General features: G+C 43.3%; 11 protein-coding genes and 2 tRNA genes. All 13 read right to left on the minus strand.

What is annotated here, in order from left to right; genetic code table 11:
- Positions 1–36: 36 nt before the first annotated feature.
- The gene (locus tag AR334_RS27635; RefSeq protein ID WP_066321776.1) at positions 37–765 is read right to left on the minus strand and encodes a CBS domain-containing protein; all 729 of its coding nucleotides are present in this window, start codon (positions 763–765) and stop codon (positions 37–39) included.
- An 80-nt stretch (positions 766–845) separates the two neighbouring features.
- Positions 846–1,688 carry a deoxyribonuclease IV gene (locus tag AR334_RS27640; RefSeq protein WP_066321779.1) on the minus strand — a complete coding sequence of 281 codons (843 nt, stop codon included), beginning with the start codon at positions 1,686–1,688 and terminating at the stop codon, positions 846–848.
- A 66-nt stretch (positions 1,689–1,754) separates the two neighbouring features.
- Entirely contained in the window at positions 1,755–3,173 is a 1,419-nt protein-coding gene (gene dacB / locus AR334_RS27645) for a D-alanyl-D-alanine carboxypeptidase/D-alanyl-D-alanine-endopeptidase (RefSeq protein ID WP_253701382.1), read from the minus strand.
- A 127-nt stretch (positions 3,174–3,300) separates the two neighbouring features.
- Positions 3,301–4,566 carry a LysM peptidoglycan-binding domain-containing protein gene (locus AR334_RS27650; RefSeq protein WP_066321784.1) on the minus strand — a complete coding sequence of 422 codons (1,266 nt, stop codon included), beginning with the start codon at positions 4,564–4,566 and terminating at the stop codon, positions 3,301–3,303.
- A 241-nt stretch (positions 4,567–4,807) separates the two neighbouring features.
- The gene (locus tag AR334_RS27655; protein ID WP_066321786.1) at positions 4,808–7,387 is read right to left on the minus strand and encodes a DEAD/DEAH box helicase; all 2,580 of its coding nucleotides are present in this window, start codon (positions 7,385–7,387) and stop codon (positions 4,808–4,810) included.
- Positions 7,388–7,588: 201 nt separating this feature from the next.
- Positions 7,589–7,672, minus strand: coding sequence for a putative holin-like toxin (locus tag AR334_RS30810; RefSeq protein ID WP_367576380.1), 84 nt, complete (start codon positions 7,670–7,672; stop codon positions 7,589–7,591).
- A gap of 107 nt (positions 7,673–7,779) precedes the next feature.
- Positions 7,780–7,971: a YbxH family protein gene (locus tag AR334_RS27660; RefSeq protein WP_066321787.1), complete on the minus strand. Its 192-nt coding sequence runs from the start codon at positions 7,969–7,971 to the stop codon at positions 7,780–7,782.
- Between the two features lie 209 nt (positions 7,972–8,180).
- Entirely contained in the window at positions 8,181–10,850 is a 2,670-nt protein-coding gene (gene ppdK / locus AR334_RS27665; protein ID WP_066321788.1) for a pyruvate, phosphate dikinase, read from the minus strand.
- A 4-nt stretch (positions 10,851–10,854) separates the two neighbouring features.
- The gene (locus tag AR334_RS27670) at positions 10,855–11,670 is read right to left on the minus strand and encodes a pyruvate, water dikinase regulatory protein (RefSeq protein WP_066321802.1); all 816 of its coding nucleotides are present in this window, start codon (positions 11,668–11,670) and stop codon (positions 10,855–10,857) included.
- A 16-nt stretch (positions 11,671–11,686) separates the two neighbouring features.
- On the minus strand, positions 11,687–12,334 hold the full coding sequence (locus AR334_RS27675; RefSeq protein WP_066321790.1) for a helix-turn-helix transcriptional regulator: 648 nt from the start codon (positions 12,332–12,334) through the stop codon (positions 11,687–11,689).
- Positions 12,335–12,508: 174 nt separating this feature from the next.
- Positions 12,509–13,318: a bifunctional DNA-formamidopyrimidine glycosylase/DNA-(apurinic or apyrimidinic site) lyase gene (gene mutM, locus AR334_RS27680; RefSeq protein ID WP_066321791.1), complete on the minus strand. Its 810-nt coding sequence runs from the start codon at positions 13,316–13,318 to the stop codon at positions 12,509–12,511.
- A 118-nt stretch (positions 13,319–13,436) separates the two neighbouring features.
- Positions 13,437–13,507 (minus strand) — tRNA-Trp (locus tag AR334_RS27685).
- A gap of 3 nt (positions 13,508–13,510) precedes the next feature.
- Positions 13,511–13,595, minus strand: a tRNA-Tyr gene (locus AR334_RS27690).
- Positions 13,596–13,632: the final 37 nt, after the last annotated feature.

Below are 13,632 nucleotides of genomic sequence, written 5' to 3' on the forward strand. Positions count from 1 at the left end.
ACGGTTAAAGAGGCACACCAATTGGTATGCCTCTTGTTAATCGACTGTATAGTCAATCTCAATTAAGTCCCAAGGCGTGATGATACCCAGTGGTCTTTCATCGGAACGGCCGTTTTCAGTTATGATGACCGCCTCTAGCTTGGATTTCTTTTTATGGGCTTTTTCAAAAATGTCTTCAACCTCGAAGATATTAATCTCTTTTGAAATAAAATCGATTGGGTGCTGTTTTTCAATCGCCATAATATCTGACACCTTCACATCGGAAAGATTCACAATATTGTTTTCCATATTTTTTGCCATCCATTTCATGATGGAACTGGCGGTCAGAAGACCTTGGCATGTTTTATTCTTGTAAACTGGAAATTTTGAATAACCATGGTCCCTGATGGCTGCTGTGACCTTTAAAATGCTGTCGTTATAGTCAAAGTTGATGACGTTTTTTGAAGCAATCGAAAGTGCATAGTTAGGCTTGCTTAAAATATTGGCAATTTTTTCAATGTGGTTAACAACTTTGGCATTGGGCTCGGCGATATAAAACCCAACCTCCATCTTCTCGTGAACAATCGCATTTCGAAGCCTTGCATATTGCTCCAAGTCCTTCTTAAATGTTTCAATAACCTGGTACTTTTTCGCGCCGACCTTTACAAGCACGACAAATCTCTCATCATTAATTTGAACTATATCCTTCAGGGCATCATGAACCTGGTTATAGGCCACTTCAAACCGCTCCGAAAGTTGTTGAGTTTTGTTATTTCCCGCTTTCATTTCTCTTCTCCCATTAATTTGCTAGTTTCTATCTCTATTATATATTGTTTTAATTGGGAAAAAGCAATATTTAATGCCTCTCATCCGTACTCCCACTTCTTCTTGATCATCTCAATCTCTTCTTGATGGCTAACTCTTTCATCATCTGGGGTTTCGAGAATTAGCGGGATTTCTTTAAGAATTGGTGATGTCACAAGCCTTTTTAATTCCTTATCAAGGATTAATCCATTATTGCTGAAAATGTTTGCGTGGCGGTCCTTTTTAGAGCCAGCCGGATATTTGGAGTTATTTAAATGAACTATCTTTAAATGTTCGAAATAACCCAATTCCTGACCTTTTTTGAGAAATGGCTTTGTGGTCTCCCCAGCCCACAACCCGCTGGCAAATGCATGGCATGTGTCGAGGCAGAACCCGATTTTCTCAGGGTACTCGCATAAATTACGAATCTGCACCAGTTCCTCTAACGTGGTTCCAAGAGCCCCCTTTGTCCCCGCATTATTCTCAATTAGCAATAAACAGCCGCCCTTCCATTGACTCAGGATACTGTTAAGGATATGCAGCATTAAGTGATAGCTGGCTAGAGGGTCGGTTTTACTGATTTGGCTGCCGAAATGAACGACAACTCCGATCGATCCACAGGCGTCGGCGATTTCCAAATCATTTAGCAGTGAGGCAATCGTCAATTCTTCTTTTTCCTTGGCCGGGGTAATGCTTGTCGAATATGGCGTGTGGGCGACGGATTGAAGCCCATGCTCCAGACAAAATTCTTTGCAACTTTCTGCATCGCCCCGGTCAAATTCCTTTACAGAAAGGCTTCTCGGGTTTTTCGGAAAATACTGAAAAGCGGAAGCCTTGTTGGCAACCGCCCGCTTTGCTGCGCCTAAATATCCCTTTCTGATACTTACATGACTGCCAAGGATCATTTGGTTCCACCGCCCTGTATGATTATCTTTAGATTTTGCGGCAGCGGAAAAACTATTCAACATTACCTATTGATTGGCGATAATTGAAACAATTTGGTCTTCCATCTTTTTGCCTTTATCCTCATCAAGCAGATTATTTAAAACAATCGAGAAGATTAATGGCTCCCCGCTTTTTGTTGTGATATATCCCGATAACGAGCTGACCGTTGTGAGGGTGCCAGTTTTTGCTTTGACCTTGCCTTTTACATCCGCCGTTTTCATCCGATATCTTAATGAGCCGCCTGTCATTTTTTCAGGCGCCCCGCTGACCGGAAGAGAATTTAAATAGGCAGGAAACCACTTTTCTTTTTGGACAGCAAATAATAATTGGGAAATCTCATTAGCTGGAATCGCGGTTACATGGGAAATGCCGGAACCATCACGTAGGACAAGTGTTTTTGTATTAATGCCGAACCTAGTCATTTCACCTTGAAGCACTTCCAATCCCTTTTCCCAACTACCTTCCCCTTTCATCACCTTACCCATTTCCTTTACCAGCACCTCACCATGGACATTGTTGCTTAGCTTCATAAACGGCACGACCAATTGTGACACAGGCATGGAATCGTGAGTGGTTAAAACTGTCGTGGTGTCGGAAACCATTCCGCGTTTCATTTTTCCTGATACTTTGATTCCGTGCTCTGCCAGTGACTGTTTAAAAAGTGCCAAGGCATACATCGTCGGCTCCCAGACGCCGACCCATTCTTTCCTAACCTTTGAATTCACTGGCAAATTCCCCTCAATCACGATTGTGTTCTTTGCGTGCATCCGATCAATGGTAAGGTCCTTTTTCGTTTTTTCTCCGTCTGTAACGCCGCGATTAATGATTTTTATGTAGCCTGTTTTCGGAGTAATTTCCACCTTAACTTTATCGCCCTCTTTTTCCCCGGGTTTGACTACAACCTCGACTGCCCCGGCATCGTAGTCAGGAGTCGGGGCGGCAGTTAAAGCGGATATTTGCGCACCATAATAGGTCGTTTCATCGCTCCACGGCAAGTCAAGGGAATAGCGGACATCGTCATACCAAGTGTCATCGCCAATTAAGTTTCCCTTTACTTTCTTAATACCAAGCATCTCAAGTTCAGCCGCCAATTTATCAAAATCCGATTTTAATAAGGTAGGATCGCCTTTTCCTTTCAAATAGAGATTTCCTTGCAATGTTTTCTTATTTACAGGACCGTCAGCATGAACTTCCGTTGTAAACCTATAATTCTCTCCTAAAACATTCAGGGCCGCCGCAGCCGTCAATAATTTCATATTGGAGGCTGGCCGCAACCGAATATCACCATTATGCTGATAAATGATCTGTCCGTCTGCTGCAGAGCGGACGCTGATGCCGGCAATGGATCCTTGCAAATCGGGAGAATGTTGCAAAAAGTGATTAAGTTTTCTTTCAATGTCTGAACGGTTCGCCGCCAGTCCCTCGCATGGATATATATATGTAATTCCTACAAATATCGTTATAACAGATAATATAACTCTTAAAATCAAACTAGTATTCCTACCTTTCTTGGTTAGAGAGTTTGTCCAAAACCAAAGTTTAGAAAATGTACAGTAAAAAACGGGACACGCTTTATCTTTTCAACACTAAAATATTGTCCCTTAAATAAAGCCAGTTTTGCGGTGCTGGGAGGATAATTTGCCAGAAGGTAGTCCCCAATAATCCATATATGTCAATCAGGTGATATTTTTCAACATAGCTCCGAATATCCTCAAACCAGACATCATGCTCGACTCCTCCTACCCAGTACCTATACCAAGGTGATTGGGAAATCATATCAAATTGAATCGGAGTCCCAGTGCTTATTGCATGATTTTGTGCGGTTAGTACGGACATCGCTTGGGTGGCATTTGTCCCTACTACCTTATCATAGCCATATAACGCCATGGCAATTTGCAGTTTCTGTGCCGGAATTTGTGTAACAGCGTATTGGATTACCTCTTCCATCCACGTTATCGGAGCTATAGGTTCCGGCGGTCCCCCAGGATATCCATAATCAATGGTCATGACCGCAACTATATCGGCCGCTCTCCCAATTGCTCCATAATCATAAGCCCCAACGATTCGATTGGTTGGCATATCCTCTGTTTTTGCATGGACATTCACCTGTAGAATAAGGTTCCCCAATTCCCTTTTTAAATCAGTCAAAAACACATTAAAATCATTGCGATTTGGAGGCGGGATAAACTCAAAATCGATGCTCACACCGGCAAAACCTCTTTGTCGTGTCAGGTTGGTGATGCTCGCTACAAGGTTCCGGCGGTATGTCGGATTTCCCAACACCCTGCCGGCAAGCTCGGGACTAAAGTTCCCGTTCGAAAAATTACGAATCATCAATAATGGGGCAATGTTTAACTGCTTACTGCGGGCAACTAGCGCTGTGTCATCTATTTCATTGTAGGCATAGCCCTCAACGGTGAACGAGTAAGCCACAATCGCCAAAAAAGTCAATTGGCCGGCAATAGAATTCAATATGGCAGGAAGTGCCCCACCCGGAGAAGGAACAATAAATCCAAGGGTGTTTATTTGTAACTTGAGCGGTGTCGGTATGTGTATGATTTGTCCTACGTTAAGGCGGTCTGGGTCAATGCCGGGGTTTGCTGTGAGAAGGCTTGAGGTTGTGGTTTGGAACTGCTGGGCAATTCGCCATAGTTGATCCCCTGCTTTAACCCGATATAACCGGATTTGTTGCGTGGTATCGGGCAGATAAAGCGCAAGACCTGGCACAAGGGCAGTGGAAGCCAGCCCATTATTATTGATAATTGTCTGAATAGGAACGCCGGTTTGAGTGGAGATTTCCCATAAATTCTCTCCGGCAAGCACCACGTGAATAGCCATAAGAATCCCCCCTTTTTACCATCATATGGGGTTCCGGGTTTAATATACTAATGCCGGAAAAATCATTTTCCGGGTGAAGCAAGTTTTCTTATTTTACCGCTGATTATTTTCCTTTCCCTTTCACGAGCAAAATAACCACTTCTTTTTTACTGCTGACCCCTTTACTAACCCCTTCACGGGTAAATGAAACCGACCTAAATAACCGAAACTAAAAAAATAAAGGCCCCATGCACGGAGCCCTTTAAATATTATACTCATCTTCCCAATATTTCTTAAACCGGGTCTTATAGCAGGCGTCGCAAGTTGGAAACGAGTGATCCCATGGCAGCTTCTTACCGCAGTTCTTGCATTTTTTTACAAACTTTTTAATGTCCGTTTTCAGCCGTTCCTGGACCTTATCGCTGATCTCCTCGCGCAGACGCTCCCAATACATGGCCTCCGTCCGCTGCCCTAGCCGGTATAAAAACAACAGGTGAAGGCCAATTGCTTTATAGGTTAGTTCCAATTCCTCCAGACTACGTTCCTTGAGCAAAGGTTCTGGTAGTTCCCTCCCCTGGATTATCGCATACATCGTACCCTCCCATTGCTGAATCAAAGCCAGTTCATTTTTCGAAAATGGCAGATGTAGAAACCCGTATAAATCCATCAATGAAAGAAGAGCTTCGATTTCGGTGCCGGCGATTTTTTTATATAGTGACCGTTCCTCGGACAAGGACGCCTTCTTCGTGCCTTTCGGGCTTTCAAACTTCTCCCACAGTTCGAAGAAAGTACCCAGGTCACGGTAATAACGCTGAAACCGTTCAAAAACCGAATTGGTGGGGGCAATCGCAAACGTCTGAACAGGCCGATCTTCCTGCTCAAGCAAGTTCTTCATCTTCTTAATATCATTCGTAAACGCTACCTTGCCGACATCATAAATTCCCTTCCGTCCAGCACGGCCGGCGATTTGTTTGACCTCCTGGGAGGTAAGCAGCCTCCTTCTTGTCCCATCAAATTTCTCATTTTCCAAAAAAACAATCCGGCGAATTGGCAGATTTAAGCCCATGCCGATTGCGTCGGTTGCGACGATGACCTTTGTTTTGCCTTCGTTAAACTGCTGGATTTGTTTCTTTCTTGTTTCCGGCGGCATGCTACCATATATCATGCTGGCGGAATGGCCGTCATTTTGCAGCCGTGAGGCCATCTCCAGCACGCGCCTTCTGGAAAAACAAATCAGAGCATCACCCTTTTTTACATTTTTGATATCAAATTTCTTCGATTCCACCTCAAGCGGGGTATCACGGCTATACTCATTGATCTCTATATCGGCATTGCCCAACAGCTCAAGCAGCATCTCTTTCGAATTCCGGCTCCCTATTATATGGACCTCTTCGGCATTGGCTTTGGTAATCGCCTTATACCAGGAAAAGCCTCGGTCCTTGTCGGTTATCATTTGTGCCTCATCAATGACAACCACTTGGTAATACTCTTTTTCATGAAACATCTCGACGGTACAGGAAATATGATTGGCGCCAACAACCAGCTTTTCCTCTTCCCCAGTCTTTAATGAACATGGCGTACCCTCGGCATTCAATTTATCGTATACCTCAAGAGCAAGCAGCCTTAACGGCGCCAAATAAAGACCACTGTCGGCCTGCTTCATTTTTTCCAGCGCATGATGAGTTTTTCCAGTATTGGTTTCACCAATATGAAGCACATACGAAATCTGACGTTTAAAAGATGGATCATATTCCTGACCAAAAATATCCTGCATAATCCGTTCTTCTTCAGCCTTTTTCCGTTCTAGCTCAGCTAGTTCCTCAGCCTTTTTTCTTTCCCTTTCCTGCAAATCACGTTCAAAAATCTCACGATGAACGACCTCGTCGAATGGAATTTCAAACAAATTCAGAAGATCCGATACGTATTCCTCCTGAATATCTTCAATAAAAAAACCTACTGCATCATACAAAAGTTCACCGACACAACCCTTTACAAAGGAGGTAGACAGTTTTTCATCGAAGGTTTCAATAAATTCAGCATGCAAGTCTTCCGGCAGTTGGCTTACTATTCTTTCTGGAATGAACTCTGATATGTAATCAAAAATAAGGCTTTCATAGACATAATAATAGGTTTCATATTCGTATAAATGCCGTCCCCAATTAGGGATTTGATGAATGTCCCCTGTCAGTTCCTCCAAAAAATCCACCATCGTCACATATGAGGAAGGATTAAACATACCTTCTTCAATCAGCTTTTTCTCTAATGCGGCTGGATCCTGTGCTTGATATTTAACTTGGTTCTCCAAGTCTCCCGCTAATTGCTTGGCAACGAATTGACGTACATATAAATAAAAAAGCTCATATTGATCTTCTATAATGCCTGCTGCCGCCTCCTCAATTTCAGCACTAATCGCAGCACGCTGTTCTTCTACTTGCTTTTGCTGCTCCCTTAAAACAAAATTCTCCTTCGCCTGCCGAAATCGTTCTGCCCATTTTTCACCCTGACCTTCAAAGGTCTCCTGTATCCAAGCCATCACATCAAATGGCTGATACAGTCTCATTTCATCACGAAATAGCTTATTGATCAGCTTCCGGTCGACACCGTGCACCTCGTAGTCCCGCTCACTCAAAAATTGCTTTTTTTCATTCCGTGGAACATCGTTGGTGGATTTATTCAGCCACACATTGATCCATATCTGTTCAATATAATGGCTGCGGTCGTTTATGTATTGTTCAAATGTCGGCAAGGTTTCTTTATATTCAAAATACCGATCTATATCCTCGTAGATTTTCATTTTGGTTTGTTCGATGGCCTGAGGGTAGATGGCGATCAACTTACTCATTTTTTTCCCTCCAATACGATGACATTTTCATTTCTTTTTAACGAAATCTTATGTATAATGATTTTAGAAATTCGCATATAGTAAAAAAGACCGAGCATGTCGACGTAATCCCGCTCGGCCATGCAATAGCTGGTTCCCTGTCAGGGGATCGGCAATAGAGGGCAGTAATCCACCGCTTATGCTTGCCGGCTCAAGGGTGGATTATTTTTTTTGGTGAAACGACAGTACGGCGATAATCAGACTGGTAAAAGACAGTGCGAACATCAATGCTTGAAATACTGTCAAACAGCATCACCCCCTTTCCTTAAAGAGGTGTTGCCGCCACCCTTGAGAAGTCCTATTCTATTGCAATGTAAATTATACCATTGATTCCATAATCGAACAAGCGTTCCTTAAATATTATGTAATTCACAATACTTATCGACCAGGTCCTCGATTTGGTCCATTTCTGGAAACTTCCCGGCAAACTGAAACTTGATTTCCTCGATAAATTCATCCCGATTGTAAACATGAATTGCTCCGTTCTGCCCGATCACACTAAATTCCGGTACAAATCGGAATCCGCTGCGTTCAATTGCTCCCATTATTTACAGCCCCTTTTTTGGCTAATTGGAAAGTATAAAAATTTTTCCAAATTTTACACTTTCCTATGTCGCATAAATTCAACTACGCCTCTGTCATCGTCCTAACGGACTCGCCAATCGGCAAGTTTTCATTTATTTTTAGTATTTGCAAAAACATTCACACAATACAAAAAGAACGGCACCATAGCGGTACCGCTCCTATTTCCAACCTACGCAGTAGTAAAAACCTCTTCCTTATTCCATTCATGGCGGATTGTAGCCTGGGCTGCAGCCAAGCGAGCTAGCGGCACACGGTATGGCGAGCAGCTGACATAATCCAGACCGGTACGGTAACAGAAATCAATCGAGCTCTTTTCTCCACCATGCTCACCGCAAATTCCTGTCTTTAATGCAGGCTTTGCCGAGCGTCCAAGCTTGACACCTGTTTCCACCAATTTGCCGACACCTTCCTGATCAAGCACGGCAAATGGGTTTTCCGGCAACACTTTGTTTTCGATGTAGGCCTGCAGGAATTTTCCTTCGGCATCGTCGCGGCTGTAGCCGAATGTTGTTTGGGTCAGATCATTTGTTCCAAATGAGAAGAAATCGGCTTCCTCGGCAATTTGGTCTGCAGTCAAAGCAGCACGCGGGATTTCAATCATCGTGCCAATTGTGTAATCGAATTTTCTGCCTGTTTCTTCCTGTACGAGTACAGCCGCATCAATTACCAACTGGCGCATTTGCTTCAACTCGTTGACGTGGCCGACAAGTGGTATCATGATTTCAGGCTGCACTTCTACACCTTTCTCGGCAAGCTTTGCGGCCGCATAGAAAATAGCTTTTGCCTGCATTTCATAAATCTCCGGATAAATCATCCCTAAACGGCAGCCGCGGTGGCCAAGCATCGGGTTGAACTCATCCAATTGACGAACCTTCTTCAGCAATAACTCCTTTTGCTTTAATTCTTCCGATCCAGGATTCAAGATTTGCAGCTTAGTTACTTCAACTAAAAGCTCTTCCTTATTCGGCAAGAACTCGTGAAGCGGCGGATCGAGCAAGCGAATCGTAACCGGCAGTCCCTGCATTTCCTCAAAAATCCCTTCAAAATCGCCTTGTTGCATTGGTAGAAGCTGTTCGAGCGCTTCCATTCTCTCACTATAGCTTTCTGCTAGTATCATTTTTTGCACAATTGGAATCCGCTTCAGATCCATGAACATGTGCTCGGTACGGCACAAGCCGATGCCTCCAGCACCAAATTCAAATGATTTCTTCGCGTCCTCCGGATTATCGGCATTAGCACGAACGCCAATTTTCCGCTCTTGATCTGCCCAAGCCAAAAGCCGCTGAAATTCATCAGATAGCTCAGGATCAATCATCGGGATTTCACCAAGCATGATTTCGCCAGTGGAACCATCAATGGTAATAATATCACCATATTTAACCACAATATCGCCAACCGTAAATTGTTTTGCCTTCATATCGATTTTCATCGCTTCACATCCGCAAATGCAGGCTTTCCCCATACCGCGTGCAACAACTGCAGCATGGCTGGTCATGCCGCCCCGACTAGTTAAAATCGCTTGGGCTGCCACCATTCCGTGAATATCATCCGGAGTCGTTTCAGGAGATACAAGGATGACTTTTTTGCCTTCATTTCCTAACAGTTCGGCCTCGTCAGCTTCAAAAACAACTTGACCTGTAGCTGCACCTGGTGATGCCGGAAGACCTTTGGCAATCACTCTTTTTTCGGCTTTTTCATCGATCCGACGATGAAGCAGCTGATTTAATTGGTCTGGGTCAACCCGCATCAGTGCGGTCTTTTTATCAATAATTCCTTCCTTTACCATCTCAACAGCGATCCGAATTGCAGCTTGCGCTGTGCGTTTGCCGTTACGGGTTTGCAGGATGAACAGCTTGCCGCGCTCGACTGTAAACTCGATATCTTGCATTTCCTTGTAGTGCTGTTCAAGACGTTTACAGGTTTCGGAAAATTGCTGGAATACTCCGGGCATTTCTTCCTTAAGAGTAGCGATTGGCTGCGGTGTTCGAATTCCAGCCACAACGTCTTCCCCTTGAGCATTGATCAAATATTCACCATAAAGGATATGTTCGCCAGTTGACGGATTTCTTGTGAATGCCACACCAGTACCGGAATCATCGCCCATATTGCCAAATACCATGCTTTGTACGTTAACCGCTGTTCCCAAATGATCAGGAATTTTGTTTAAGCGGCGGTAGACAATCGCACGCTGGTTATTCCATGAGTTGAATACGGCATTGATGGCCAGGAATAGCTGCTCTTTCGGATCCTGCGGGAAGTCTTTCCTTGTATGTTTTTTCACGATTTCCTTGTAACCGACAATCACTTCTTTCCAATCTTCAGCAGTCAGTTCCGGGTCGGAGGAATAGCCCTTATGCTCGCGAGTTTCTTCCAAAAATTGCTCAAAATAGAAAGTGTCGATTTCCAAAACTACATTGCTGAACATTTGAATGAACCTGCGGTAGGAGTCGTAAGCAAAACGGGCGTTATTTGTTAATTTTGCCAAACCGACTACCGTTTCATCATTCATGCCAAGGTTTAAGATGGTATCCATCATGCCGGGCATCGAAAAAACGGAACCGGAACGGACTGATACTAGTAATGGATTTGCTGGGTCCCCAAGTTTCTTGCCCATTTTTTCTTCTAAGCGGCCAAGTGCTTCTAAAGTCTGCTTTTCTACTAAAGTTGGAATTGTTTTTTCAGATTCATAGTAAGCATTACAAGCCTGTGTGGTAATGGTAAATCCATAAGGAACCGGCAGCCCGATTCTCGTCATTTCTGCAAGATTTGCCCCCTTGCCGCCAAGCAGTTCTTTCATGTTGCCATTACCTTCATGAAATAAATAAACAAATTTATCCATAATATTAAAAGCTCCTCTCTTTTTTAAGCACATCAAGAATTAAGCCTGCTGTTTCTTCTACAGCCTTATTGGATACATCTATAACCGGGCAACCAACCCGCTTCATAATTTTTTCTGCATGGTCGAGTTCATCCAGTATTCTTTGGAAACTGGCATAACTCGCTTGTGAAGCCAATCCCAGAGCCTTTAAACGCTCTTTGCGTATTTCATTTAATTTATCCGGAGAAATAATTAGGCCGATACAATTTTTCCTCGGTATTTTAAACAGTTCATCCGGCGGCGGCACTTCAGGAACCAATGGAACGTTGGCTACTTTAAAACGCTTATGTGCCAAATACATGGAAAGCGGTGTCTTCGAGGTCCGGGACACCCCAATAAGGACGATATCTGCCTTTGTAATCCCTCTAGGATCACGGCCATCGTCATATTTAACGGCAAATTCAATCGCTTCAATTTTCCGGAAATACTCTTCATCCAATTTTCTCATCAATCCCGGACGACGATGGGGTTCTTTGTTAAACCTCGTAGTGAAAGCATTCATCAATGGACTGAGTAAATCGACTGCAAGAATATCTTCTTCCCCCGCACGTCGATCAAGATACTCTTTTAATGTCGGGATGACAATTGTATAAGCAATAATTGATTTTTCCCGCTTGGCTAAAATGATGACATCCTCAATATCATCAATATCATCCACATAGGAATTTCGACGAATATCCACTTGCCCGCCATTAAATTGTGTGGCTACTGCTTTTACAACAAACTCGGCAGTCTCACCGACTGAGTCAGAAACCACATAGACAACTTCTTTCTGTGCCAAAATCGCAGCAACTCCCCTAGTTTGAATTTTCATCCATAAATTCTACATATGCCCTTGTTATGGTTGTTTTTGTGATCCGCCCCAACAACAAATATGTACTGCCTTGGCCTCCTGATTCCTTGACTACTGGCAAGGAATCGACATGATAATTAATCATTTTTTTGGCTGCTTCAAGTAAAGTTTCATCCGGATGAATCGTGATAATATTCGGCATGCGTGTCATAATCACACTTACAGGCAATTCTTGAAGATTTTTGTTTCCAAGAGCGGCCCTCAGCAAATCCTTTCGGGAAATCACCCCAGCCAAACCCCCTTCAGAATCGACCGCATACAGTGTCCCTACATCCTCGAGGAATAGCTGGACAATCGCATTATACACAGATGTTGACTTTTCTACGACAATGGGGTGCGCCTTAAAATCGGACACTTTTTGCTGAATAAACTTTTTAGCCTTCTGTTTGACTGCCAATTTATCATTAAAAAAATACCCAACACGCGGCCTGGCATCTAAATTGCCTGACATCGTCAAAATGGCAAGATCCGGTCTTAATGCCGCACGCGTTACCGAAAGTTTTTCGGCAATTTCTTTCCCAGTAATTGGTCCATTTTGTTTCACAATCTGGAGGATTTCATCCTGACGCTTGCTAAGTTTTATTAGTGACACCCCCTTAAAAACAATAAATATGTTACATATAGTTAAATGTGTTATACTTATTTGTATATAGTATATTACATATATACAAAAACGGAAACATTAAATTTTAATAAAATAGTAAACTATTAATTCTGAAAATTCTTTTTACAAAAAAATCCCGTCTTATAAACGAGATCATTTTTATTACTTTTGGCAATTGGGACAATAAAAGGTTTTCCTGGAGGAAATGGTCTCCATAACAATGGTGAACCCGCAGCGCTGACAGCTTTCCCCCTCACGATCGTAAACCTTGCGCACTCTGTAAAAACCCCCGGTTTTGAAATCCCCTTTAAAAATAGGGCGGTCCATATACCCTCCATTCTTTATGGCTTCTGGAAGAACTTGTTTAATCGATTGGAACAATTGGACACGTTCAGCTTCACTTATGGCATCAATATCTTTGGTTGGCAGGATCCCGGCATGAAAACATATTTCCGCTGAGTAACAATTACCGATTCCGGCAATAAACTCTTGATCAATCAGAGTTGTTTTTAACCTGCCGTGCTTTGCGGCGACTCTCTTCGAAAATTCTTCTGCGGAAAATGTGGCGTTTAGCGGCTCTGGCCCCAAATGAGCAAGTTTTTCTGCTGCCTCCACCTCCCTAAAGAGATGGAGATAACCGAGACGTAATCCGATAAAATACAGATGCTCGTTGCCAAAGGATAGCCGGACTTGGATGGTTCGCTTCGGCTTATCAGCCTCCGTACCATAATACATCCAGCCACCCAACATTAAATGCAATAGCAGAACTTGACCGTTTTGAAGCTTGAACAATAAATGTTTGCCTCGTCTATCGATATTCAGTAAAGTTTGATTGAGTACCGTTTTTCGAAAAAGTTCTGGATTTACATTGATGGACTTTTCCCGGTTAATTTGAACTTGGGTGATCTGACGGCCAGCAATCTTTTGATTTAACAGCGATTTATAATTTTCCATTTCCGGCAGCTCTGGCATGGAACTCCCCCAGTGTTTTTGCTTTAGTTTTGCCTACCAGGGGCATGCTTAAAAAAAATTTTTTAGACCATAAAGAAAACGCCTTTCTCAATATTGAGAAAGGCGTTTTCTTATAGGACAGGGGCAGTAGGAATCGAACCCACACTGAAGGTTTTGGAGACCTTAGTTCTACCTTTAAACTATGCCCCTAAATGGTGGAGGGGGACGGATTCGAACCGCCGAACCCTGAAGGAGCGGATTTACAGTCCGCCGCGTTTAGCCACTTCGCTACCCCTCCAAATACAGAAAAAAATGGCGGAGGAAGAGGGATTCGA

It is taken from the genome of Bacillus sp. FJAT-29814 (assembly GCF_001510715.1).
In the GTDB taxonomy this organism is placed as follows: Bacteria; Bacillota; Bacilli; order Bacillales; family Cytobacillaceae; genus Neobacillus.